General features: G+C 52.2%; 20 protein-coding genes. 11 read left to right on the top strand and 9 right to left on the bottom strand.

Going from position 1 to position 25,364, the window contains the following annotated elements; all coding sequences use genetic code 11:
- The first annotated feature begins 117 nt into the window (after window positions 1–117).
- From ACO0LF_RS15915 to ACO0LF_RS15905, 3 genes are all read left to right on the top strand, one after another.
- A complete protein-coding gene (locus ACO0LF_RS15915) occupies window positions 118–861 on the top strand; it encodes a helix-turn-helix domain-containing protein (RefSeq protein ID WP_423015612.1) in 744 nt (247 codons plus the stop codon).
- Between the two features lie 72 nt (window positions 862–933).
- Window positions 934–1,755 carry a tRNA cyclic N6-threonylcarbamoyladenosine(37) synthase TcdA gene (tcdA, locus tag ACO0LF_RS15910; protein ID WP_423015610.1) on the top strand — a complete coding sequence of 274 codons (822 nt, stop codon included), beginning with the start codon at window positions 934–936 and terminating at the stop codon, window positions 1,753–1,755.
- Window positions 1,756–2,042: 287 nt separating this feature from the next.
- The gene (locus ACO0LF_RS15905; RefSeq protein WP_423015608.1) at window positions 2,043–3,677 is read left to right on the top strand and encodes a methyl-accepting chemotaxis protein; all 1,635 of its coding nucleotides are present in this window, start codon (window positions 2,043–2,045) and stop codon (window positions 3,675–3,677) included.
- 69 nt (window positions 3,678–3,746) lie between these two features.
- Here ACO0LF_RS15905 and ACO0LF_RS15900 read toward each other — a convergent pair whose 3' ends face one another.
- From ACO0LF_RS15900 to ACO0LF_RS15890, 3 genes are all read right to left on the bottom strand, one after another.
- A complete protein-coding gene (locus tag ACO0LF_RS15900) occupies window positions 3,747–4,508 on the bottom strand; it encodes an energy transducer TonB (RefSeq protein WP_423015606.1) in 762 nt (253 codons plus the stop codon).
- 385 nt (window positions 4,509–4,893) lie between these two features.
- Window positions 4,894–5,934, bottom strand: coding sequence for a GMP reductase (locus ACO0LF_RS15895; protein ID WP_423015604.1), 1,041 nt, complete (start codon window positions 5,932–5,934; stop codon window positions 4,894–4,896).
- A gap of 199 nt (window positions 5,935–6,133) precedes the next feature.
- Window positions 6,134–6,508, bottom strand: coding sequence for a cupin domain-containing protein (locus ACO0LF_RS15890; RefSeq protein ID WP_423015602.1), 375 nt, complete (start codon window positions 6,506–6,508; stop codon window positions 6,134–6,136).
- Window positions 6,509–6,566: 58 nt separating this feature from the next.
- Here ACO0LF_RS15890 and ACO0LF_RS15885 point away from each other — a divergent pair, with 58 nt between their 5' ends.
- Window positions 6,567–7,028 (top strand): MarR family winged helix-turn-helix transcriptional regulator, encoded by a 462-nt coding sequence (locus ACO0LF_RS15885; RefSeq protein ID WP_423015600.1) that lies wholly within the window; start codon window positions 6,567–6,569, stop codon window positions 7,026–7,028.
- 20 nt (window positions 7,029–7,048) lie between these two features.
- Here ACO0LF_RS15885 and ACO0LF_RS15880 read toward each other — a convergent pair whose 3' ends face one another.
- Both ACO0LF_RS15880 and ACO0LF_RS15875 read right to left on the bottom strand, forming a co-directional pair.
- Complete coding sequence (locus tag ACO0LF_RS15880) at window positions 7,049–7,969, bottom strand: metallophosphoesterase family protein (protein ID WP_423015598.1); 921 nt, start codon at window positions 7,967–7,969, stop codon at window positions 7,049–7,051.
- 116 nt (window positions 7,970–8,085) lie between these two features.
- Complete coding sequence (locus ACO0LF_RS15875) at window positions 8,086–10,659, bottom strand: heavy metal translocating P-type ATPase (RefSeq protein ID WP_423015596.1); 2,574 nt, start codon at window positions 10,657–10,659, stop codon at window positions 8,086–8,088.
- Window positions 10,660–10,742: 83 nt separating this feature from the next.
- Between ACO0LF_RS15875 and ACO0LF_RS15870 the strand changes: the two genes are divergently transcribed.
- Window positions 10,743–11,159 carry a MerR family transcriptional regulator gene (locus ACO0LF_RS15870; protein WP_423015594.1) on the top strand — a complete coding sequence of 139 codons (417 nt, stop codon included), beginning with the start codon at window positions 10,743–10,745 and terminating at the stop codon, window positions 11,157–11,159.
- 22 nt (window positions 11,160–11,181) lie between these two features.
- Here the strand turns inward: ACO0LF_RS15870 and ACO0LF_RS15865 are convergent, their stop codons facing one another.
- From ACO0LF_RS15865 to ACO0LF_RS15850, 4 genes are all read right to left on the bottom strand, one after another.
- Window positions 11,182–12,792, bottom strand: coding sequence for a DUF3369 domain-containing protein (locus ACO0LF_RS15865; RefSeq protein ID WP_423015592.1), 1,611 nt, complete (start codon window positions 12,790–12,792; stop codon window positions 11,182–11,184).
- Between the two features lie 73 nt (window positions 12,793–12,865).
- Window positions 12,866–13,681, bottom strand: coding sequence for a substrate-binding periplasmic protein (locus ACO0LF_RS15860; protein ID WP_423015590.1), 816 nt, complete (start codon window positions 13,679–13,681; stop codon window positions 12,866–12,868).
- A 132-nt stretch (window positions 13,682–13,813) separates the two neighbouring features.
- Window positions 13,814–14,437 carry a TetR/AcrR family transcriptional regulator gene (locus tag ACO0LF_RS15855; protein ID WP_423015588.1) on the bottom strand — a complete coding sequence of 208 codons (624 nt, stop codon included), beginning with the start codon at window positions 14,435–14,437 and terminating at the stop codon, window positions 13,814–13,816.
- Window positions 14,430–15,872, bottom strand: a complete 1,443-nt coding sequence (locus tag ACO0LF_RS15850) for a PLP-dependent aminotransferase family protein (RefSeq protein ID WP_423015586.1) — start codon at window positions 15,870–15,872, stop codon at window positions 14,430–14,432. The genes ACO0LF_RS15855 and ACO0LF_RS15850 overlap by 8 nt, the downstream gene beginning before the upstream one ends.
- Window positions 15,873–16,229: 357 nt before the next feature.
- Here ACO0LF_RS15850 and ACO0LF_RS15845 point away from each other — a divergent pair, with 357 nt between their 5' ends.
- The 6 genes from ACO0LF_RS15845 (at window position 16,230) to hydA (ending at window position 25,363) form a co-directional block, all read left to right on the top strand.
- Window positions 16,230–17,540, top strand: coding sequence for an aspartate aminotransferase family protein (locus ACO0LF_RS15845; RefSeq protein ID WP_423015584.1), 1,311 nt, complete (start codon window positions 16,230–16,232; stop codon window positions 17,538–17,540).
- Between the two features lie 13 nt (window positions 17,541–17,553).
- Window positions 17,554–19,053 carry a CoA-acylating methylmalonate-semialdehyde dehydrogenase gene (locus ACO0LF_RS15840; protein ID WP_423015582.1) on the top strand — a complete coding sequence of 500 codons (1,500 nt, stop codon included), beginning with the start codon at window positions 17,554–17,556 and terminating at the stop codon, window positions 19,051–19,053.
- Window positions 19,054–19,319: 266 nt separating this feature from the next.
- Entirely contained in the window at window positions 19,320–20,678 is a 1,359-nt protein-coding gene (locus ACO0LF_RS15835; protein ID WP_423015580.1) for an NAD(P)-dependent oxidoreductase, read from the top strand.
- A gap of 1 nt (window position 20,679) precedes the next feature.
- Entirely contained in the window at window positions 20,680–21,954 is a 1,275-nt protein-coding gene (gene preA, locus ACO0LF_RS15830; protein WP_110255749.1) for an NAD-dependent dihydropyrimidine dehydrogenase subunit PreA, read from the top strand.
- Window positions 21,955–22,283: 329 nt separating this feature from the next.
- A complete protein-coding gene (locus ACO0LF_RS15825) occupies window positions 22,284–23,732 on the top strand; it encodes an NCS1 family nucleobase:cation symporter-1 (RefSeq protein WP_423015578.1) in 1,449 nt (482 codons plus the stop codon).
- Window positions 23,733–23,950: 218 nt separating this feature from the next.
- Window positions 23,951–25,363 (top strand): dihydropyrimidinase, encoded by a 1,413-nt coding sequence (hydA, locus tag ACO0LF_RS15820; protein WP_423015576.1) that lies wholly within the window; start codon window positions 23,951–23,953, stop codon window positions 25,361–25,363.
- Window position 25,364 lies beyond the last annotated feature (1 nt).

Here is a 25,364-nt window from a genome sequence, read left to right as displayed (position 1 = left end):
AGACTGCATTTTGTTATTTAAGGTATTGATATACAATCTAATAGAAATTAGTATTAAATTTTAATACTCAACGTCATTTATCTTTCCGCATAGACCAGCGTAAACCTTAAGGGTGACATGAACCTGACCCAGCAAATCACGACAGCCCTGAAAAAGCATTTGAAGCAAAAGGGCCTGACCTATGCACAACTGGCGGCGCACTTGCAAATCAGCGAAGCCAGTGTGAAACGCCTGTTCTCAGAGTCGACATTTACCGTGCGCAGGTTGGAAGCGATATGCCAGTTACTGGAGCTGGATTTCCTGGAGCTGGCCAGATTGGCACGGGGGCAGCAAGAATTGAAGGCTGAACTATCGGAGAAGCAGGAGCAAACGCTGGCCGATCAACCCAGACTGCTGGGCGTGTTTTATCTCTTGCTCAATCAATGGCAAGTCAAAGAGATTTCCAGGAAGTTTGATATAGCAGAAACCGAACTTTTGCAGCTATTGATGGGCCTGGAAAGGCTGGAGTTAATCGAACTGCATCCCCATAACCGCATCAAATTACTGACCCATACCACCCTGCAATGGCGTGCAGACGGCCCCATACGCAAGAAATACCAGACCCAGGTCATGGAAGAATTTTTGCAAAATGATTTTGAGGATGAGCAGGCAGTCTTGCGCTTTGAAACCCGCGAACTCAGCACTGCTTCGATTGCTGTTCTGCAAAGAAAAATGGGACGCTTGCTGACAGAATTCAATGAGCTGGCTGACATTGATGCCAGTTTGTCATCTGAGCAGAGACAGGGCGTGGCCTTGCTGATGGCAACCCGACCCTGGGTATTTTCCCTGTTTTCTGATTTGAAGCGTAAAACTGGACGTTAAAATTCAGTCTTACGCTGCATCAAGTAAAATAGCGCCTGCTTATCATGTACAGCCTGCGGGCACAATTTTCCTATGCAAGAAGTAGTCGATATCGATTTTGACCGCCGTTTTGGTGGTATCGCCCGTTTATATGGTGCAGCTGGACTGGAACGTTTCAAGGGCGCGCACGTCTGCGTCATCGGCGTAGGTGGCGTTGGCTCCTGGGTAGTAGAGGCACTGGCCCGCAGTGCCATAGGCCAGATCAGCATGATAGATCTCGACAATGTAGCCGAATCGAATATCAATCGCCAGATACAGGCCAATACCGACACAGTAGGCAAAGCCAAGGTCACGGCGCTGGCTGAACGTATCGCCCTCATCAATCCTTACTGTAAAGTCAATGAGGTCGAAGATTTTGTGACGCCAGACAATCTCGATGCCATGCTGGGCCAGCCCGGTTTTGATTATGTGATAGATGCGATCGACAATGTCAAAGCCAAGACCGCCCTGATTGCTTATTGCCGTCAGCATGCCATCCCCCTCATTACCATAGGTGCGGCTGGCGGGCAAACTGATCCAGGCAAGATAGAAATAAGGGACCTCTCACGCACCGAGCAAGAGCCCTTGCTGGCACTGGTACGCAAGCGTTTGCGCCAAAATCATGGCTTCCCGCGCGGGGCAAAAAGCAAATTCGGGATTGATGCCGTGTTTTCCATGGAAGCATTGAGCACACCAGAAACTGCCGAAGTGTGCGAAGTCGGTACTGAGGCAAGTGCAGGCACTACTGGTGTGACGGGCTTGAACTGCGCGGGTTTTGGTTCCTCCATCGTCGTCACGGCTTCCTTTGGCCTGATGGCAGCCGCCCAGGTGCTGCGCAAGCTGGCGGCACAGGATACCGAAAATCAAACTCCATAATTCTTCGCATATTTCTCGCAATTTTTGCGTATGCATAGAAGTATTTTTGCCTGGAAACAATCTTTTATACTTTGTGGGAAAAATAGTCTAAGCCCGGCGGAATTATTCGCCCGACCTTGAGTTATTGCCGTTTAGCATTTAAAGTCAAATCACGGATCAGCCCAGTCTGATCCGCTTTCCACCCACGCCGCCCTGATTGCCTGGATTGCCCCAGTATCAGGCCGCATGCAAAAGTGCAACGCACTCATCTTGCTAGTCAGGTTTCATCCGAAGTTTATGGAGGCTTTATGTTTCAGGATATACGCATCAAGACCAAGCTCATTTTCAGTTTTATTTTATTGAGTTTGCTGGTCTTGTCCATAGGGTCTGCCGGGTATTTGAGTCTCAATGCCAGTAACAATTCTCTGAAAACCGTGTATGACGACAGGCTGGTGGCGCTAGGGCAGCTTGATGCTGTCATACGTCTCATCATGAGAAATCAAGTCATCGTCGCCAAGGCCATGACCGACGACCAGGAAAAAATTTCCGCGCATGTCGCTGCGGTCGAAGCTGGCAAGGCTGAAGCCAGCAAGGTTTGGGCAGAATACATGGCGACTTACCTGACACCGGAAGAAAAAGTCCTGGCAGATCAGTTTGCGACCAGGCGAAAACAATTTCTTGACGAGGGTTTGAACCCGACTTTGGCTGCCTTGAAAAATAAAGAAATCGATGCCGCGTCGAAGTTATTCCACGGTAAAGTCGAGCCCTTGTTTGTGGGCATGAAAGAGGCCATGGATGGGCTCATACAATTGCAATTGAATGTGGGTAAATCCGAGTATGACTCTTCCCAGAGTTTCTTTCGCAGCTTCCAGGTTTTTGCGGCGGTCTTCATCATCTTGTCGGTCTTGTTTGCTACGGCCATGGGCGTTTGGCTGGTGCGCAGCATCTCTGGGCCCTTGAACTATGCAGTCGAGATTGCGAATAACATTGCCGCCGGTGATTTGCGGCAGGATATCAAGATCAAATCCAAAGACGAGGCTGGAGAATTGCTGCAAGCCTTGTCGAATATGAACCAGAGCCTGATCAATATTGTCAGCCAGGTCAGGACCAGCACCAATACCATCTTCACGGCCTCGAATGAGATTGCCACTGGCAATATGGACTTGTCTGAACGCACTGAAAACCAGGCCAGCTCACTGGAAGAAACCGCCTCATCGATGGAAGAGTTGACTTCCACCGTACAACACAATGCCGCCAGCGCCGCCCAGGCCAATCAGCTTGTCATGTCGTCGTCCGATTTTGCCAGCAAGGGGGGCGATGTGGTGGGGCAAATGGTGAGCACCATGGGGGCAATCAAGGATAGCTCTCGCAAAATCGTCGACATCATAGGCGTCATTGATGGCATTGCTTTCCAGACCAATATCCTGGCATTGAACGCGGCTGTCGAAGCCGCCAGGGCAGGTGAGCAAGGGCGCGGCTTTGCCGTGGTTGCCTCGGAAGTGCGCAACCTGGCGCAAAGGTCTGCCAGTGCCGCCAAGGAAATCAAGCAACTCATTGATGATTCAGTGTCGAAAGTCGATGCGGGTTCTGCTCTGGTCGATGAAACAGGCGCCACCATGGACCAGATCGTGACATCCGTCAAGCAGGTGGCCGACATCATGAGTGAAATTGCGGCGGCAGGTAGCGAACAAAGTCGTGGCATAGAGCAGGTGAATGTGGCCATTACCCAGATGGATCAAGTGACGCAGCATAATGCCGCGCTGGTAGAAGAGGCCGCTGCAGCAGCGCAAAGCTTGCTTGAGCAAGCTGATAATTTGCATCAGGTGGTAGGCGTCTTCAAAGTCACAAATATAGGCGAGGCAGTAGGCGCTAGTAAGACTGCTCAGTTCAAGAAAGCAAAAGCCGCGAATCAGGAGCAACGCCAGGCCTTACGTCTGGGGTAAACAATATTCAGTGCAATAAAAAAGGGGCAGTCTGATGCAAAATCAGACTGCCCCTATCGTTTTTATTGTTTAGTTATCGAGCTTGAAATTAAATTCCAGCAGGGTTGTCAGCGGCTTGGAAATCGGTGCATATTTCCATTGTGATGCTGCTGCGATCACTTCCTTGTCAAAATGCTTGGGTGGATTGGCTTTGACGATATCCACTTGTGAGACCTTGCCATCCGTATCTATATGCACGCGCGCACTGACAACGCCAGATGTGACGCCGGCACGAACTGCCGTGCTCGGGTATTTAGGTTGCACGCTGGAGACGACCTTCAGTGTCAGGTTTTCTACCGGAGCAGGGGCTGGCGCTGGCTTGGGAGCCGCAGCAACCACTGGTGGCGGTACTTCTACCGGTTTTGGTGCTGGCACTGGTACGGGAGCGGGGGCAACTGCCGTGGCAGACGCAACTTTAGGCGCATCCTTGGCCTTGGCCGCCAGGGCTTTGGCTTCAGCGGCTAATTTTGCTTCCTTGGCATCTTTAGCGTCTTTCGCTTCCTTGGCGTCTTTCGCGTCTTTCGCCAGTTTTTCTTCCTTGGCTATCTGAGCAGCAGTCTTGTTGGATGCCATATCCATCCACTTCGTCACGTCTGCCGTATCCGAGTGTTTCACCGGATTTTTCACCAGGCCAGTCGGCATGGCAGCATTGGAAGCCGGGGCCTCTGGGGCACTGGCCACTGCTTCTGGTGCAGGACTTTTTTGGCACGCCGTCATCAGCATGGCACTGGATAGCAGACTGAATGTCAGCGCTGAGAATTTCGCTGTTTTGTTAAGGACTACCGTTTTCATATCACTCCAGGCAAAAAACCGTTTTAAAGCTAAAGTTAAACGAAGCAAGCTGCTATACCCTGCGAAATTATCAAGGCGCCATAAAACAGTGCAAATCTGCATTATTTTGGTGCATTGCCAATTTATTCGCTGCTGCGAAAATTTTCACAAATCCGAACGGCTATCCTGCCATGGATATACCCGCATAGCAATATTCAAATCACAGAACAGAATGAAATCATGAAAATTCAGGGATCAAAAATACTTTGTTTGTACAAAACCATGCAGGAATTGTGCCAAATATGAATTAAATCGTTTAAATCGCATCATTAATGAAAAAAAGCCAACTTCTCGCGAAGCTGGCTTTACTTGATGAAGTAGAACTACATTTTTACGGGGAGGTGGTTCAGGATTTTCCGAACACTTCGTTCAATTGCTGGGTAACCCGGATAAAGGTCGTGCGCTTGGTGAGTTCTTTGAGCTTGTGCGCGCCCACATAGGTGCATGCCGAGCGCACACCACCAAGTATGTCTTGCAGGGTGGTTTCGACAGCACCGCGATAGGGTATCAATACTTCCTTGCCTTCCGAGGCACGGTATTTGGCGACACCACCAGCATACTTGTCCATGGCAGCCCGGCTGCTCATGCCATAGAAACGTTTGAATTGCTGGCCATCGCGCTCTACCAGGTCACCAGCGCATTCATCATGACCTGCCAGCATACCACCCAGCATGATGAAGTCGGCACCAGCACCAAAGGCCTTGGCCAAGTCACCAGGAACGACGCAACCACCGTCAGCACAAATCTGGCCACCCAGCCCATGGGCAGCGTCAGCGCATTCAATGACGGCTGATAATTGTGGGTAGCCCACGCCCGTCATCTTACGGGTCGTGCAGACGGAACCAGGGCCTATGCCGACCTTGACGATATCAGCACCGGCCAGTATCAGTTCCTCAGTAATGTCGCCTGTCACCACATTGCCCGCCATGATGGTCAGGTGCGGGTAAGTCGTGCGCACTTTTTTAACGAAATTGATAAAGCCCTCGGTATAGCCATTGGCCACATCGATGCAGACATATTCGATGGCATTTTGCGCGCGTGCCATGACAGCCGAGAATTTCTCGAAATCTGACTGGGTGATACCCATGGAATAGAAGGCAGTTGATTTCTTTTGCAAGGCAGAAAAATACTCGACCAGTGCATCTTCATCATAGTGCTTATGCAAGGCGACGGATAATTGGTGCGCATCGAGTGCGGCTGCCATTTCCATGGTGCCAGTGGAATCCATATTGGCAGCAATGATAGGGATGCCGTGATACGTCTTGCGGGAATGATGGAAAACGAATTCACGTTCCAGATTGACTTGGGAACGGGAGGTGAGGGTGGAACGCTTGGGGCGTATCAAAACGTCCTTGAAATCCAGCCTGAGGGTTTCTTCTATATGCATGACGACTCCAGTATGCGCCTGGCGGACGCGGGAAATCACGAATGACGCAGCAATGTCATCAAGTCGTTGGGCCGTAATTGAGTATAGTTCAAAAAAATCCGGAATCATTATCTGAATTTCATATGGGCGATATCATCCATTTCATATCCCGGATGCGCTTTGTGTTGCCAAGTTAGTATGTTTCGTATATGCCGACCTGTCAGAGCGTCCAGGGCGGTACGAAAGTCTGGCCATTCTCCAGTATTGCTTCTGCACCCACTGGCAAGATTGCGACGGCACGGAAATTCTCTTCACTGGTTTTGCTCAAAGAGAATTGCGTATGCGCCGGTACGATCAGGCAGGCCCCGGCACTCAGGTCGCGATGTTCTTCCCCCATGCGCACTGTTGCCGTGCCTGCAAGACAGATAAATATCTCTTCTCGTGTCAGCTCATGGATGGCACCGGGCTTGTTGGAACTCAACTCAACAATCCAGGCTGAATTTTCCTGAGAACCACGACTGGGTGAGGCAAGGCCGGTAAATATGGCTTCATGCATGGTAAAAACTTTGGCGGATGAAGCGTCGATCAGATTCATAATTTTCTCTCGTGATATAATTCACTTGAGATTATAAACTAAGGTGAATGAAATTACCGTGCAAGAAAATACTGACCTGGGTGTACTGCTGAATCTGGCTTTTGGCAGTTTTAAAGAGCAATTGCACCTGCATCTGGCACAACAGGGATATGCCGATATCGGAAGTTCTTTTGGCTATGTTTTTCGTTTGCTGAAAAACAATCCGCAAAACCTGAAGCAAATCGCAGACAGCCTGGCCATGACGCCGCAAGGTGCGCTGAAGATCATTAATGACATGGTGCTGAAAGCCTATGTCCAGCGTGAGGATGACGCCAACGATGCGCGAGTGCGCCTGCTGCATCTGACACCGCGTGCACTGGCCTTGATGGACGTGGCACAGGCATTTCATCAAGAGTTTGAGAGCCGCTTAAGCGAACACCTGGGCGCAAGCAAAGTCAAAGCCATGCGTGCTGTGCTGGAACAGATAGTCACAGATGGAGAGGACGCAGCGAACGGTTTGCCTAAATTGCGTCCCCTTTAAGCGGGGGCTAGTGGTGGATATCAGTGACAGGCAGCCTTGCCTTTGTCACTGAAGCTTTGTCCTGGAATGGGTATGAATTCCCATTCGTAAGACTTTTCGTTAAGAGTCAGCTTGAGTACACCATGAGTTGAATTGTCGCGGATTTCTGTCGTGTTCTTGGCTAAAAACATGGGCGTCAATTTCGCACCGCCAGTGCCGACGATAAAACTGCGTATGCCGTTTTTGTCGTCCCTGTCGCCATTTGCATCTAGCGGTACAAAGCGTTCATAGTTGTGGTCATGGGCTGCCAGCACGATATCGGCTTTGGCAGCGCTCAAGATCTTCCAGACATCCTGCATGTTTTTATTATTGCCGTGCCCGCCCGAGCTAAAGGCTGGGTGGTGCCAGAAGGCCAGCGTACAATTATGTTTATTGCCTGCCAGTTCTTCCTTCAGCCAGCTCAACTGCACTTGCATTTGTACTTCGTCAAGATTGCTATTGAGTGACAGGACCAGCCATTTGCCCAAACGTGTCGCATAGTAGCCGCGCCTGTCAGGGCCCGCGACCTCACCAAAATAATTGTAATAGCCCAAGGCCTTGGGCATGCCATACTCATGATTGCCTGGCGAAGGCAGGGTTTTATCCTTGAAACGCCCCCAGGTAGGTTCATAACATCGGCTGAATTCTTCAGGGCTGCCTATAGGGTAAGTATTGTCGCCCAGGGTAATGGCTCTGGCTGTACTGTCTTTGTCCAGGCCTGCAGCGATCAGCTCTGCTGTTCTGGCAGCGATACTTTCTTCCGCAGGTTTTTTTTTGCATTCAGCGATATCACCAGCAGCGTAGACGCTGATGCTGAGGGGTTTCTCAATTTTTTTCTTGTTGGCCTGCTTATTTTTATCAGCGGCGTGGACGGGAATGGCAAGCAAGCTAGCGATACAAAAAGCCAGGGTAAAAATACGCATAATTCTTCTTATTAGTGGGACTATGCCTGGTGCAGGCAGAAACAGTTGCGTATTTTACTAGGACTTGCGCAAAACTGCCCTGGCCGGAAAAATCTTTCCCAAACTTCGATTCAAGACTATAGCCTGGCATGTCGCAAACGCAGCGCATTGCTGATGACTGATACTGAACTCAGACTCATCGCTGCGCTGGCGATCATGGGACTCAGCAAAATCCCGAACCACGGGTACAACAGACCGGCAGCGACAGGCACGCCGACAAAATTATAGGCAAAGGCAAAGAACAGGTTTTGCCGTATATTTTTCATGACTTGCTGGCTCAGGGATTGCGCCTTGACGATGCCTCGCAAGTCTCCCTTCACCAGCACAACATGGGCGCTATGCATGGCGACATCAGTACCGCTGCCCATGGCAATACCCACATCGGCCAGTGCCAGCGCTGGTGCATCATTGATGCCGTCGCCAGCCATGGCGACTACACGACCCTGTGCCTGCAACTCCTGCACGATACGGAACTTGTCTGCTGGTAGTAAATCGGCGCGTACATCATTAAGCCCCAATTGCCTGGCCACCGCTTGCGCCGTGATGGCATTGTCACCTGTCAGGACGACGATGCGCATGCCCTGTTGCTGCAATTGCGCTATGGCTTCCTTGCTGCTGCTCTTGATCTTGTCTGCCACACTTAGCAAGGCGACTGCTTTTTGATTGACTGCCATCAGCATGACTGTATGACCCAAGGCTTGCAAGTCCGTGACTTGCTGTTCCCAGCCTGAGATGGTAATGGCATGTTCCTTCAATAAAGCCGGATTGCCCAGTAAGACCAAATGGCCATCCAGTTTGGCGCTGACACCCTTACCGGAGATGGATGTGAAATCACTGATCGCAACTGCCTTGCAGCCATGCGCTCCTGCATAACTGACGATGGCCTGCGCCAGCGGATGTTCACTGCGCATCTCAAGTGTCATGGCCAAGGCCAGTAAATCAGCTTCAGACTCGCCAGCGGCAGTGCTAAATTTTTCCAATGTCGGCTTGCCCTCGGTGAGAGTGCCGGTCTTGTCTATCAGCAGGGTATCGATTTTTTCCAGTCTCTCCAGTGCCTCGGCATCCTTGATCAAAATCCCTTCACTGGCCCCGCGGCCTATGCCTACCGTCACTGATATCGGTGTTGCCAGACCCAGTGCGCAAGGGCAGGCGATGATCAATACCGAGACTGCCGCCATCAAGCCATTTGCCATCCCCGGTGCTGGCCCCCAGACTGCCCATGCAATGAAGGCCAGCACGGCTGCGGCAATCACGCCAGGCACAAACCAGCCGGATACATGGTCAGCCAGCTTTTGTATAGGTGCACGTGAACGCCCCGCCTGATTCACCAGGTTGATGATGCTGGCCAGTAAAGTGTCCTTGCCTATGCGCTGGGCCTGCATGCTGAAACTGCCTTGCTGGTTAATCGTACCGGCACTGACCTTATCACCCGCCTGCTTGCTGACGGGTAGCGGCTCACCTGTCAGCATGGCTTCATCGACATTGCTATGTCCATCCAGCACTACGCCATCAACAGGGATATGTGCACCTGGCTTGACACGCAAACTATCACCTATTTGTACTGCATCCAGTGCAATCTCCGCTTCACTGCGATCAGCAGCAATGCGTATTGCCGTTGCGGGTGCCAGACCCAGCAAGGACTTGATCGCTGCATTGGTTTGTGAGCGCGCCCGCAATTCCAGTACCTGGCCCAGCAAGACCAGGCAAATGATAACCGCAGCTGCTTCAAAATACAGTGGCGCCATGCCATCCATCTTGAAGGCAGCGGGCAAGATATCTGGCAATAACAGTGCCACCAGGCTGAACAAATAAGCGGCTGCCGTGCCCACGCCTATCAGACTGAACATATTCAAATGCCAGGTTTTGAAAGAGGCCAGTGCACGTTCAAAAAATGGCAGGCCTGCCCATAGTACGACTGGCGTTGCCAGCAGGAATTGCAGCCAGTTGAAGGCAGTCATGCCCAGGAGCTTATGAAAAGCAAGCCCAGGCAACATGTCGCCCATGCTCATGATGAGTAGTGGCAGGCTGAGTACCAGACTGAATTTGAAGCGCCGCCACATATCATCCAGCTCGCTGGTATCTTCTTCTGCCGAAGCTTCTTTGGGTTCCAGCGCCATGCCGCACAGCGGGCAAGTGCCGGGGCCAACTTGCTCTATCTCCAGGTGCATGGGGCAAGTGAAGATGGCATCCTTGGCGACAGCTTTGGGAGCAGGACGCTTGGCCGGGTCCAGCCAGGCAACGGGGTCTTTGCTGAATTTGTCCAGGCAAGCCTTGCAGCAAAAATAATAGCTTTGTCCTTCATGCATGAATTGATGTGGGCTTTGCCCATTGACACGCATGCCGCAGACCGGGTCTTTGTATTCACCGCTGGCATCGCTTTGCATGAGCTCATCACTTACTGTACGCAGACCTATCACTCGCTTGGTTTTGACGTGGAGTTCTGGCGCGGCAGTGAATTTGCTGACACAAGACCTGCTGCAGAAATAATAAGCGATGCCCTGGAAGCGGGCTGTTTTTTCATCGTCCTTGCTGACTTGCATGCCACATACGGGGTCAGTGTATTTTTTATCCTGGCTTGCGACAGGCTGCGCCTCATGCTTGTGCCCGCAGCAATCGCTGCCGTGCTGGTGCTCTTTATGGTCTTGCGTCATCTTCAGTGCTCCTGATACAAAATTAGCTCGATTGCCTTATCATAGACTCCGTACCCAAGAACAGAGTCAAGGACTTTTTAGTGATGCTTGATATGGATCAATATACGATAGGCCAACTGGCCAAAGCAGCAGGGGTGGGGGTAGAAACCATACGCTATTATCAGCGCCGTGAATTGCTGCCCGTGCCCGAGGTTGCCTGCGGCTTTCGGACTTATCCGGCCAGCCTGGTCGAACGCATACGCTTTATCAAAAGGGCGCAGGAACTGGGCTTTAGCCTGGACGAAATTGCCAACCTGCTCATGCTGGAAGATGCTAACGACAAGCATGCCATACGTGAAGTAGCGCAAGAACGCTTGTTACAGGTACAGACCAAGCTGGCTGATTTGCACAGGATGGAAGATATGCTGACGCAGTTGATACAGCAATGTGCCTCATCGACACAGCAGGCGCAGTGCCCTATCATTCAGGCGTTGGGTAGTGATATTTCAAAGCCTGCGTAAAACTGTCAATGCTGATTACTGATTAATGCTCACCGTCAGCAAGCCAGTCTGGATTTTCTGTTTTTATGAAGTGCAGCAGGGCATCTACCACCAGCGGGTCGAACTGTGTCCCACTCCTGGCCTTGATATAGACAATGGTGTCTGCCAGTGTCCAGGGTTCCTTGTAGGGACGGCGATGCAGTAAAGCATCAAATACATCGACTACGGCGACGATCCGAGCTGACAGCGGAATCTCTTCGCCTTTCAACTGGCGTGGATAACCCTGGCCATCAAAATGCTCATGATGGCTGCCTGCGATTTGCGAACCATAAGTCAGGTAGCTGACACCATCGACCATGGTGGCGGCGCGTGCCAATACAGTCTCGCCTGCCAGCGCATGGTATTCCATGATGATGCGCTCACTCTTGTCATGGCCACCAGCTTTTAGCAAGACTGCATCCGGTGTCGCCACTTTGCCTACATCATGCAGGATACTGGCGATACCCACCATTTCCATGAATTGCGGGGTCAGGTCGGTCTCGAAATTATTACGTTTCTTAAGCTCACTGGCGATCGCATTGGTCAGCTTGCATACACGTTGCACATGACCGCCAGTGTCGGTATCGCGTGATTCTGCCAGGTCAGTCAAGGCCACGACCGAGGCTTCCTGGGCTTTTTGCAATTGCTCATTGAGGTAGCGATTATCAAAGGCAGCCGCAATGCGGTCACAAAAGAGTTCCAGCAAGTCGCGCTGCATTTGCCCCAGTGGCCAGGGCGGCGTCACCAGGATGGCAAATTCATGTCCTTGCCTGGTGTGGATAAATAAGACATCAGCCGGATGCTGGAACTGGCTTTTCTTTTCTGTAAAGGCTTTTTCGACGATGGCCGTCCACTCACAATCTGCAGGTAAGCTGCTCAAGCCAGAATAATCACTATAAGTACCGGTTGCGGCAATGATGCTGGTTTGCAGACGATCACCAGATGGACCAACCGCGTTACGCGACAGACATAAGACGCCATCCGCACCTACATCCAGTATGGCACCGATCTGGTTCAGGACACCTGACGCAAATTCCTTCAGTGACTTTAACTCATACAAATTCGCCGATGCCTGCAAGATGCGTGTCAAGCCTATGCGGCTGCGTTCTATCGACAGCAAACCTTCATAGGCACGCAAAGAAGCAATCACCGTGGTGAACAGGCGCTGGGTAGTCAGTTCGGTCTTGGTTTTGTAGTCGTTGATGTCATAGTCGACAATGACGCTTTTCTCTGGGGCCTGGCCCGGTTGACCAGTACGCAGGACGATGCGCACCAGTTGGTTCTTGAGTTCTTCGCGTATGCGCTTGACCAGACGCAGGCCGGCGTCGTCGGTTTCCATGACCACATCCAGCAAGATCAGGTTGATGTCGTTTTCTTTGCTGAGGATATCAAAGGCTTCAGAGGCGCTGTGGGCCGACAAAATTTCCAGGGGCCTGCCCTTGAATACAATATTGTTCAGGGCCAGGCGGGTGACCGCATGAATATCTTCTTCATCGTCAACGATGAGCAGGCGCCAGGGATGTGACTCAAATGAAGTATCAAGCTGTTGCTGTGACTTATCATCCTTTTCATCTTCGATGATCCAGTCTTCTTCTGATCCCTGTTCGTGACTCATACACTCCCCCGATCAATTGCACAGTCTTGCTTTCTTTGTCTGTCTGATTGTAAACGATAATCGTCGACAAAAATTATTCCAGCATCTTTTCAGCCTCTGTCTTGCTGACATATTTTTTCAAGAGCCGCAACATGGTGCCATCCCTGATCATGGCTTGCAGCAATTGATTCCATTTCTGGGCTTCCGCTTCTGAGAAATTCTTCCTGGTCAGCGCCAGATGCGCATATCCTTTCATGTTTTGCGGGCTCCAGTCTATGGCTTTGTATTTGCTTTCCATTTGCTCCCTGTCCAGGTAAGCGTTATAGATCAGTGGCAAACCTATGACCGCATCAAAGCGCCTTGCTTCCAGCATGGCATAGAGCCGTTCGCTATCATTGACATCGATTACACGGTTTAACTTGCGCAATTGCTGGACGAAGGCTTCGTTATAACCATGATTGAAACTGCGCACAGCGCCCAGCAATAAATTATCCTGCTTCAGGAAATCTTCCTGTGATTTGACCGTGGCAGCCTTGTCCTTGTAAATGACGACTTGCAGGCGCGACTGAAGGTAAGGAAATAGCCAGAATTTTTCGGCGCGTTCAGTCGTTTTTAATGCAGATAAGGCCATATCCACCCGGCCAGCCTCTATCTCATGCCAGGTACGGGTGCGTGGCAAAACTGGTGTCTCGAATTTGCAACCACTGCGCACAGCCAACTCTTCAGCCATATCCTTATCCAGGCCCACACCTGCACGATAAAATTGCCCCAGTTCTTGCAAGGCCAGGACGACAGGCCGGGAAGGACATAGCGGTAAATTTTGCGCTTGCAGCAAAGCGCTGCAACTCAATAAATACAAGCATGAAATGCGACGCAGCATCAGCATCTTTTGTGCAGCCATGCCAGACATAGTGCCTCCAGTAAAAAGCGAGCTTTGTGCGTTCAACTACAAAAGCAAGGTACTCCTGACTGGTAATTTAACAGATAGCACTTCGATGCACCACTGTGGCGCAATCACAATTGTTAGGGGTATGGGGCGATGCTAACAAACCCGGCTCAACACCATGTCGACGATCATGGTTTCTGCCTCTGTAAAATCATTTTCATCCAGAGGACTATGCCCCAATACCAGGCTCATCTGCGAGGCAAAGTCAGCATAGGATTGCGTCATGGCCCAGATGGCAAACAAGAGATGCGTGGTATTGACTGCAGCAATTTTTCCAGCCGCCATCCAGGCTTCAAAAACGGCTATGTCTTTTTGTAATAAGGGTAGTATCTTATTGCGCATGGTTTCAGCATAGACTGGTGCCCCACTGATGACTTCCATCGCATACACGCGTGAGGCTTGTGGTTGCTCACGCGAAAAACGTAGTTTGGCGCGTATGTAATTGCGCAGCAGTGTGGCCGGGTCTTGCTCCGGGTCTGCCAGGATATTCATGCGTTCCAGCCACTGATCGAGCACCTGGTCCAGTACTTTTTCATACAGTATCTGTTTGGTCGGAAAATAGTACAGCAGATTCTGTTTTGAAAGGCCAGCCCGCTCCGCAATGGACGCCAGCGCCGTGCCTGCATAACCGGCCTCGGCAAATACCTCCACCGCCGCCTGCATGATGCGGGCTTGCAGCGCATCGCGTGAGCGCGTGAGTTTGTCTGGCGCTCTATCCATGACGCTGCTTCATCAAAAAGTTTTTCAATGCTTCATCACCGCTATAAGCGATATTGAAGCGGAACCAGGGGTGATCACTGGCGCGAAGGCTAAAGAATTCGTCCGGTGCCAGTAAGATGCCTTCCTGCAAAGCCTGGCGTGAAATCTCGCTGGCACTGGCCTTGCTGTCTTTCCAGCCCGCACTGATGAACATGCCGCCGCGGGGTTCTGCCAGAGGTGTCAAACCTGCGGCCAACAGCATGTCCATACTGGCATTACGTGAAGTCTCCAACTGGCGTTTGAGTTTTTCCAGCATGCGCCGGTACAAGCGCGAGCTGATCGCATGCAGCACCGCACGCTCATTGATTTCAGATGTGGTCAAACCCGCCAGCATCTTCACCCTCAGCAGTTCACCGATCAGCGAATGCGATGCGCATACCGAGCCTACACGCAGCGTAGGGGACAGGGTCTTGGAAAAACTACCTACCCGTATCACGCGACGCAAGCCATCCATTGCAGCCAGCGAAGGTTCGGGTCGTGGGCAGAGTTCACGATAGATATCATCTTCAACCAGCCAGAAGTCAAACTGTTCTGCCAGGGCCAGCAGGCGGTGTGCCTGTGCCTGACTCAGGCTGGTACCCAGCGGGTTTTGCAAGACCGTATTTACAAACATCAGCTTGGGCTGATGCAGCAGGGCCTTTTCCATCAGGCTGTCAAGGTTCAGGCCCTTTTCGTCGCGGGCTATGCCTATGGGTATGCAACCGTGGTGGCGTATCAGCGACAACAGATTGCTATAGCCGGGGTCTTCCACTAGTACAGTGTCGCCGGGTTTGCACAGTGTGCGCAAGATAAGGTCAAAGCCATGGGTGGCACCATGGGTCAGCAAAATCTGTTCAGAATCAACACTGAACAATTCCTGCGACAGGCTGCTGGCAAGATGCTGGCGCAGGCTGGGGAAGCCCAGCGGGTTGCCATAACCACGCAGGCGCTGGATAGGGATGCGCATGGATTGCTTCAGAGCATCGAGCAAAATATCATCGCCATACCACTCTGGCGGCAACCAGCCTGAACCTACCGGCAGGGCGCTCGATACGCCAGAGTACAGATCCGGGCTTAAGGCATCCAGCGCGCTTGGTATGACGGCTTGCGCCATGGGCTGCGGTGTACAGGCCGGTTTGGTGACAAAATAACCAGAGCCACGGCGTGAACTCAGCAGGCCCAGGGTAATCAGGCGCTCGTAAGATTCCACAACTGTAAAGGTGCTGACCGCATTGCATTTGGCGAATTGCCGTACGGATGGCATCTTGCTGCCCTGTGCCAGGTCATTCTGGCGCACCAGACGGCTCACTTCCTGCACGATCTGCTCTACCAGGCTGGCCTGGCGGCTACGCTCCAGCGACAGTTGCGGCCAGATCGGGCTTTGCTCTGCTACCTGCTGTTCTTTTACGGCGTCCATGCTTTTACTCCTCGCTGAGCATACTCAATCTAATGGAACTTGCACAAAATCGTCCCAGCAAGGCTATCGCCCTTAGGAAACATCCCTTGCAAGGGATGTTCGCTTAGCTGGCAGGCAACATGTTGCCTGAAACCCCAGCTACGCCATAGCGACGAAGACAGTACTTTAGTACGGCTAGGAGCTACAACGCAGCTGGGGCGGTTTTTTGCAAGTTCCAACGTAACTGTGTTGTTCTGGCTACCAATACGGTTGGATGAAATTAAACTGGCTGTATATGTCATTACTGCATATGCTTATTTAGCATTTCAGCATATTTTTACCACTTGGTAAATTGTTTTCAGTGTCAAGGAGAAGCCCATGCTCAGCAAACAACAACTCAATTCTTACTGGATGCCTTTCACGGCCAACCGTGACTATAAAGAAGCGCCGCGCCTGGTGGCCTCTGCCTCTGGCATGTACTACCGCGACCAGAATGGCCGCGAGATACTCGACGGTACGGCAGGCCTGTGGTGCGTGCCGCTGGGACATTCCCATCCAACTGTGGTGAAAGCGGTACAGGATGCGGTAGCGACCCTGGATTACGCACCCGCCTTCCAGATCGGCCACCCGCAAGCTTTTGAGCTGGCAGAACAGTTGATCGACTATAGCGGCCACAAGTTTGGCCAGGTGTTTTACACCAATTCCGGCTCGGAAGCCGTCGATACGGCCATGAAAATGGTCTTGGCTTACCACCGCAGCCGTGGCGAAGCCCAGCGCACCCGCTTCATCAGCCGCGAACGTGCATACCACGGCGTAGGCTTTGGCGGCATGTCACTCGGTGGCCTGCCAGCCAACCGTAAACAGTTTGGTACCTTGCTGGCCGGTGTTGATTATCTGCCGCACACACACAACCTGGAAAAAAATGCCTTCACCCGTGGCTTGCCAGAATACGGCACCCACCTTGCAGATGAACTTGAACGCCTGATTACCCTGCACGACATTTCCACCATCGCTGCCGTTATCGTAGAACCACTGGCTGGTTCTGCTGGCGTCATCCTGCCGTCAAAAGGTTACCTGAAACGCCTGCGTGAACTGTGCGACAAGCATGGCATCCTGCTGATATTTGATGAAGTCATCACCGGCTTTGGCCGTATGGGTACACCGTTTGCATCTGACTATTTTGGTGTCACACCTGACTTCATGACGACGGCCAAGGGCCTGACCAATGGTGTCGTACCCATGGGCGCGGTGTTCAGCCATCAAAAGATTTACGATGCCTTGATGGAAGGTCCGGCTGGCATAGAACTGTTCCACGGCTACACCTATTCCGGTCACCCGCTGGCAGTTGCTGCTGGCCTGGCTTCCCTCAAAGTATTCAAGGAAGAAAAAGTGCTGGAACACGCACAAAGCATGACTGCCTATTGGGAAGACGGCCTGCATTCCTTGAAAGGTTTACCGCACGTCATAGACTTGCGCAATGTCGGCCTGATCGGTGCGATAGAGCTGGAATCCATGCCCGGCAAAGTCGGTGCACGCGCCATGGCCGCCTACAAGAAAGCCTTTGCTGAAGGCGTACTGGTACGCACGACTGGCGACATCATCGCCATGTCACCTCCGTTGATTTTGGAGAAAAAACACGTAGACCAGCTGTTTGGCAAATTGCACGACATCCTGAAACACCTCGATTAATCCGGCGAACATCATGACCACATATCAAGTCAATCATTACATTAACGGCGAACTGCATCAAAGCGTGCAGCCACGCTTTGCCGATATCTATAATCCTGCACTCGGCTCTGTACAAGGACAGGTCGCATTGGGCAGCGAGCAGGACGTTAACCTGGCGGTCGCCGCAGCCGCAAAAGCTTTTCCTGCATGGTCAAATACACCAGCCCTGTCACGTGCCCGCGTGCTCATGGCTTACCTGAACCTGCTGCAACAGCACACTGATGAATTCGCCAACTTGTTGACCAAGGAACATGGCAAGACCCTGGCCGATGCCAAGGGCGAAGTCGCGCGTGGTATAGAAGTGGTGGAGTTTGCGATAGGCATACCACAACTGTTAAAGGGCGAATATTCCGAACAAATCGCCCGTGGCATCGATGCCTGCAGCATGCGCCAGCCGCTGGGTGTCGTTGCTGGCATCACGCCATTCAACTTCCCTGTCATGGTGCCGATGTGGATGTTCCCTATCGCTATTGCCTGCGGTAATACCTTTGTGTTGAAACCGTCAGAACGTGATCCGTCTGCATCCTTGTTGCATGCAAAACTTCTCAAGCAGGCCGGTTTGCCAGATGGTGTTTTCAACGTCGTGCAAGGCGATAAAACTGTCGTTGATGCGCTGCTTGATCATCCAGAAGTACAGGCTATCAGCTTCGTCGGTTCGACCCCGATTGCGCAGGCAATCTACGCACGTGGCTGTGCCAATGGCAAGCGCGTGCAGGCACTCGGTGGTGCAAAAAACCACATGGTCGTTATGCCAGATGCTGATCTGGACATGGCAGTCGATGCCCTCATGGGCGCAGCCTATGGTTCTGCCGGTGAGCGCTGCATGGCCATCTCTGTGGCTGTCGCCGTTGGCTCTGCCGCTGATGCCCTGGTCGATGCCATGGCAGCCCGTGTCAAATCTCTTAAGATCAATAATGGCCTGATCCCTGATGCAGAAATGGGGCCGGTCATTACTCATGCAGCGAAAGAACGCATAGAAAGCCTGATCGGTGACGGCGTGGCAGAAGGCGCAAAACTGGTCGTCGATGGCCGTAATTTCAGCGTGCCCGGACATGAGCAAGGTTTCTTTTGCGGTGGTAGTCTGTTTGATCATGTGACGCCAGAAATGACCGTCTATAAACAGGAAATTTTTGGCCCGGTTCTGTGCGTAGTGCGCGTACCGGACATGGAAGCAGCAGCAGACCTCATCAACAAGCATGAATACGGCAATGGCGTCGCCGTCTTCACCCGCGATGGCGGTACAGCGCGCGAATTTGTGCGGATGATACAGGTAGGCATGGTCGGTGTGAACGTACCCTTGCCTGTGCCTATGGCCTTCCATAGTTTTGGTGGCTGGAAGCGTAGCCTGTTTGGTGATCATCACATCTACGGCCCTGAAGGTGTGCGCTTTTATACGCGTGTGAAAGCAGTCATGCAACGCTGGCCTGACAGTATTTCCAAGGGGGCAGAATTCTCCTTCCCTCAAAATAAATAAACGCGGGACTTACGAGAAAATCGCCCCAGCGGCGTTGCAGCTCCCGCTTTTGGCAAGACCTGGTACTAAAGTACTGTCTTCGTCGCTGCGGTGTAGTCGGGGTTTCAGACAACACGTTGTCTGCCGACGAAACGAACATCCCCTACAAAGGATGTTTCCCAAAGCGGCAGCCTTGCTGGGACAATTTTTCGTAAGTCCTAAAGTAGTAAATTAGCTGTCACGAAAATTGCTTGTAAAAAGAATTCTCAAGATCGATTGGAGCCACCATGTTGGAAGCCCTTAAGCATTTACCCCAGGCAGAAGAAAGTCAGGAAACGCTGCGTTCGCATTTCACTGATTTGAATCCGGCACTGAACAAGCGTCAGGCAGCGATAGAAAGTGACCGCTGCCTCTATTGTTACGATGCTCCCTGCACACGCATCTGCCCGTCGGAAATTGACGTGCCCAGCTTTATCCAGAATATTGCTGTCGGCAATATCAATGGTGCGGCCAAAGTTATTCTCGATCAAAATATACTCGGTGCAAGCTGCTCACGCGTTTGCCCCACCGAGATTTTGTGCGAGCACGCCTGCGTGCGCAATCATGATGCAGAAGGTGCACCAGTCAAGATCGGTCTGCTGCAACGCTTTGCACTCGACAATGCCAAGTTTGAACAGCATCCTTTCCAGCGCGCTGCCAGTACAGGTAAAACAGTCGCCATCGTTGGTGGTGGCCCTGCTGGTTTATCCTGTGCGCACAGGCTCGCGACCCTGGGCCATGATGTCGTGATTTTTGAAGCCAAGCAAAAATCCGGTGGCCTCAATGAATACGGTATCGCCAAATACAAACTGACAGAAGACAGTGCTCAACGCGAGGTAGAATTCCTGCTGCAAATTGGCGGCATCACCGTCAAGCATGAGCAGGTACTGGGCCAGAACCTGCATCTGGCAGATTTGCGTCGTGATTATGATGCCGTCTTCCTCGGTCTCGGTCTGGGTGCCAGCCGCCAGTTGGGCCTGACAGGTGAAGATGCTCCCGGCCTGATGGCTGCAGTAGATTACATCGCCGAGCTGCGCCAGGCAGAAGACCTGAGCAAATTACCCGTACCCAAGCAATGCGTGGTCATCGGTGCCGGTAATACCGCCATCGATATGGCAGTGCAAATCGCCCGCCTTGGTGCAGAGCAGGTCACCCTGGTGTACCGCCGTGGTGCAGAGCATATGTCTGCTACCCACCATGAACAGGACATCGCCAAAGCCAACCAGGTACGCATCGTCACCTGGGCGCAACCGCAAGAAGTCTTGCGTGATGCAGAAGGCAAGGTCAGCGGCATGCGCTTTGCACGCACTAAAGAAGTGGGTGGCAAATTGCAAACCAGCGGCGCCACTATCGACATCCCCGCACAAGCCATTTTCAAGGCAATCGGCCAAAGCATGGACAGCAACAGCCTGTCAGATGCAATGGCAAAAGACCTGCTAAAGCAGAATGACAAAATCCATGTGGATGCGCAGTATCGCACCAGCGTATCCGGTATTTATGCCGGGGGTGATTGTATCGCCGACGGGCAGGACCTGACCGTACAGGCAGTCCAACATGGCAAGCTGGCAGCGCTGGCGATTGATAATGATTTGAAAGCGAAGGTGTAATATGGCTGACCTCTCGATTAACTTTGCCGGCATCAAGGCCCCCAATCCTTTCTGGCTGGCTTCTGCACCACCGACCGACAAGGCCTATAACGTCATCCGTGCTTTTGAAGCAGGCTGGGGCGGCGTGGTCTGGAAAACCCTGGGTGAAGATCCACCACCGGTCAATGTCTCTTCCCGTTACTCTGCCCACTTTGGTAAGAACCGTGAAGTCATCGGCTTTAATAATATTGAGCTCATCACCGACCGCAGTCTGGAAATCAACCTGCGTGAAATCACGCAAGTCAAAAAAGACTGGCCAGACCGCGCCATGATCGTATCGCTGATGTACCCCTGCGAAGAAGAAAGCTGGGCGCGCATCCTGCCACTGGTAGAGGCCACAGGCGCAGACGGCATAGAACTCAACTTCGGCTGCCCGCACGGTATGCCGGAACGCGGCATGGGCGCAGCCGTAGGCCAGGTGCCAGAATATGTGGAAATGATCACACGCTGGTGCAAAAAGTATTGCTCACTGCCCGTCATCGTCAAGCTCACACCCAACATCACAGATGTGCGTGTGCCAGCGCGTGCTGCCTTCAATGGTGGTGCAGATGCCGTGTCACTGATCAATACCATCAATTCCATCACGTCCATTGATCTTGACCAGATGATCGCCCGCCCGATAGTGGGCACCCAAAGTACGCATGGCGGTTACTGTGGCAGCGCCGTCAAGCCTATCGCCCTGAACATGGTGGCAGAAATCGCCCGTGACCCGGCCACCAAGGGCTTGCCTATCTCAGGCATAGGTGGCATAGGCAACTGGCGTGATGCGGCAGAGTTTCTGGCGCTGGGTGCAGGCTCGGTGCAGGTCTGTACTGCTGCGATGCTGCATGGTTTCCGTATCGTCAAGGAAATGACAGATGGCCTGTCACGCTGGATGGATGAAAAAGGCTATGAACGCATCAGCGATTTTGCCGGTAAAGCCGTCGCCAATACGACAGACTGGAAATACCTGGACATGAACTATGCCGTCATTGCCGAGATCGACCAGGACAAATGCATACAATGTGGTCGCTGCTACATCGCCTGCGAAGACACATCGCATCAGTCGATTGCGCAACTGATCGCCGACAACGGCACCCGCAAATACGAAGTCATCAAGGAAGAATGCGTAGGCTGCAACCTCTGCCAGATCACCTGCCCGGTAGAGCAGTGCATCACCATGGTGCCCCAGGCAACTGGCAAGCCCTATATGAACTGGACGCAAGACCCACGTAATCCGCGTGCGGTGTTGAAATAGGTTCAAAACCACTCACCACAGAGGCACAGAGACACAGAGGGATCACAGAGAAAGGCAAGAGAGTTCAAGGCAGTTCAGGTCGATTGATCTGTTTTGAATTTTCAAGTGTTGTTAGATGTTGATGTTGGAACGAAGTTTGCTATAAATCTGCTATAAAGTAGATATATAAAGATCATTCAGTATCTGAGTATTGATACACAGAGAGGTGCAAGAGAATTACATGGTTTTCCTCATGTTCTTCTCAGTGAGCCCTCTGTGTCTCTGTGCCTCTGTGTTGAGAGGTCTTGAATGTATCGCTAATTCACTTGCTGACACCCAATGGAGAGTATATGCAGACACAAAGCGGGCAACTTTGGAATGAAGATTTAGCACCTACTTCAGAAGCACAGCGCACCTGGCGCTGGTATCACTTTGCCGCTTTGTGGGTCGGCATGGTCATGTGTATCCCGGCCTATACCCTGGCAGCCAGCCTGATTGAAGGCGGCATGTCGGGTTACCAGGCGGTGGTGACCGTGTTTATTGCCAATGCCATCGTCCTCGTCCCCATGTTGCTGATAGGCCATGCCGGTGCCAAATACGGCATCCCCTATGCGGTGCTGGCGCGTACTTCGTTTGGTGTACGCGGTGCACGTCTGCCTGCCCTCATGCGTGCCATTGTTGCCTGCGGCTGGTATGGCATACAAACCTGGTTTGGCGGGCAAATGATTTATACCCTGAGTGGGGTATTGATCGGCCATCCTCTAGGTGGTGACAATATTGCTGGTCTGGGCATCAATGTCGCGCAACTGGTTTGTTTCCTGATTTTCTGGGCGATACAATTCTGGTATATCTTCCACGGCATGGACTCCATACGCAAGCTGGAAACCTATACCGCGCCTTTAAAAATTCTTATCTGTTTCGTCCTGCTGGGCTGGGTCTATAACAAGGCTGGCGGCTTTGGCCCGATACTGGATCAACCATCCCAGTTCGTCGAAGGCGGTAAAAAAGCCGGGCAATTCTGGACAACCTTCTGGCCTTCACTGACAGCCATGGTTGGCTTCTGGGCTACCCTTGCCTTGAACATCCCTGACTTTACCCGTTTCGCCAAATCACAAAAAGACCAGGTACTCGGCCAGACCATAGGCTTGCCAGCTCCCATGGGTTTGCTGGCGCTGCTGGCAGTGATCGTCACCTCTGCCACCGTAGTTCTGTACGGCAAAGCCTTGTGGGACCCGGTAGACCTGGCCAGCCGCATGACTGGCATTGCAGTGTTGATCGCCTTGCTGATCTTGCTGATAGACACGGTATCCGTCAATCTGGCCGCCAATCTCGTTGGCCCGGCCTATGATTTCTCGGCCCTGAACCCCAAGCTGATCTCGTATAAAACCGGTGGCTACATCACCGCATCCATCGCCCTGATCATGATGCCATGGAAGATTCTAGAATCCACCCAGGGTTATATCTTCACCTGGCTGATAGGCTATTCCGCCTTGCTTGGCCCCATTGCTGGTATTTTGATCATTGATTATTACTTCATCCGCAAGACAGAAATTGATGTCCATGCCCTGTATCAGGATGAAGGCAAGTACAGCTATAAAAATGGCTGGAACATGGCAGCCGTGATCGCTTTTGTGATCGGCGTCTTACCGAATATCCCGGGGTTTTTGAACGCGGCTTTCCCTGCCAGCTTCCCGGCTATTCCAGAAGTATTAAAGACCATCTACACCTACGCCTGGTTCGTCGGCCTTGCCTTGTCCGGGGTGGTGTATATGGGTTTGATGAGTGGTAAGAAGGTTTGAATTTTGAATGTGTGGAGGTGTGCAAAATCACCGGATAGGTTGCAAGAACGTAGGTTGGGCCGGGCCCCGCTGGGCTTCGCTTCATCAAGCCCAACACTCGGCCTTCAAAAACGTATACGTTAATTGAGGCCCAGTGTTGGGTAGATGAAGCGATGCCCAACCTACGAGAAGCAACCTCCCTGATCTCGCACACCCAATGAATTAATGAAGGAACTGTCATGACCATCCTGATACGCGGCGGCACTGTCGTCAACGCAGACCGCGAATTTAAAGCCGATGTCCTTTGCGACAACGGCAAGATCATCGCCGTAGGCGACAATCTCGACGCACCTGCTGGTGCCGAAATCATAGACGCTGGTGGCCTCTACGTCATGCCCGGCGGCATAGATCCGCACACCCATATGCAATTGCCCTTCATGGGCACGGTCACGCAAGATGATTTCTTTACCGGCACGGCTGCTGGCTTGGCGGGCGGTACGACCAGCATTATCGACTTCGTCATCCCCAACCCTCAACAAAGCCTGATGGAAGCCTTCAATATCTGGCGCACCTGGGCAGAAAAATCTGCCGGTGATTATTCATTCCATGTCGCCGTCACCTGGTGGGATGACAGCGTCCATGCCGACATGGGCAAGCTCGTCAATGAGCATGGCGTCAACAGCTTCAAGCATTTCATGGCCTACAAGAACGCCATCATGGCTGATGATGAAATCCTGGTAAAAAGCTTTTCCCGCGCACTGGAACTTGGTGCCATACCCACCGTGCATGCAGAAAACGGTGAACTCGTTTACATGTTGCAGCAAGAGCTCATAAAAAAAGGCATGACGGGCCCACAGTCCCACCCGTTGTCACGCCCGCCCATGGTAGAAGGCGAAGCCGCACAGCGTGCCATCGCCATTGCCAATGTGCTTAACACCCCGCTGTATATCGTCCACGTATCCTGCCAGGAATCGCTGGACGCCATCACCCGCGCCCGTGCCCACGGCCAGCGCGTGTTTGGTGAGGTGCTAGCAGGCCACCTCGTTGTCGATGACAGCGTCTACAAGAATCCGGACTTTGTACAATCGGCAGGCCACGTCATGAGCCCACCTTTCCGCAGCAGCCATCATCAAGAGGCTCTATGGCAAGGACTGCAAGGCGGTAACCTGCATACTACAGCCACTGATCACTGCACCTTCTGTGCCGCCCAAAAAGCCGCAGGTAAGGATGACTTCACCAAGATACCCAATGGCTGCGGCGGTGTAGAAGAACGCATGATGATCTTGTGGGATGCAGGCGTCAACACAGGCCGCCTGACGCCATCAGAATTTGTCAAGGTCACCTCTGCCAACTGCGCACAGATTTTCAATATCTACCCACGCAAAGGCGTGATCGCAGAAGGTGCAGATGCTGATATCGTGCTGTGGGATGTCAATGGCACCAAGACATTGTCCGCCAAAACGCAATTCTCCAAAGGTGATTTCAATATCTTTGAAGGTCGCACTGTCAAAGGCATACCAACGCACACCATCAGCGGTGGCAAGCTGGTGTTTAAACAAGGTGAATTAATGGCAGAGATGGGGGCAGGGCGTTATATCAAACGCCCATCCTTCTCACCCATGTTTCATGCGCTCAACAGAATGCGCGCATAAA

It is taken from the genome of Undibacterium sp. Di27W (assembly GCF_049340345.1).
GTDB lineage: Bacteria > Pseudomonadota > Gammaproteobacteria > Burkholderiales > Burkholderiaceae_D > Undibacterium.
Note: the sequence above shows the minus strand (reverse complement) of the source record. Positions and strands in the feature narration are given on the sequence as shown.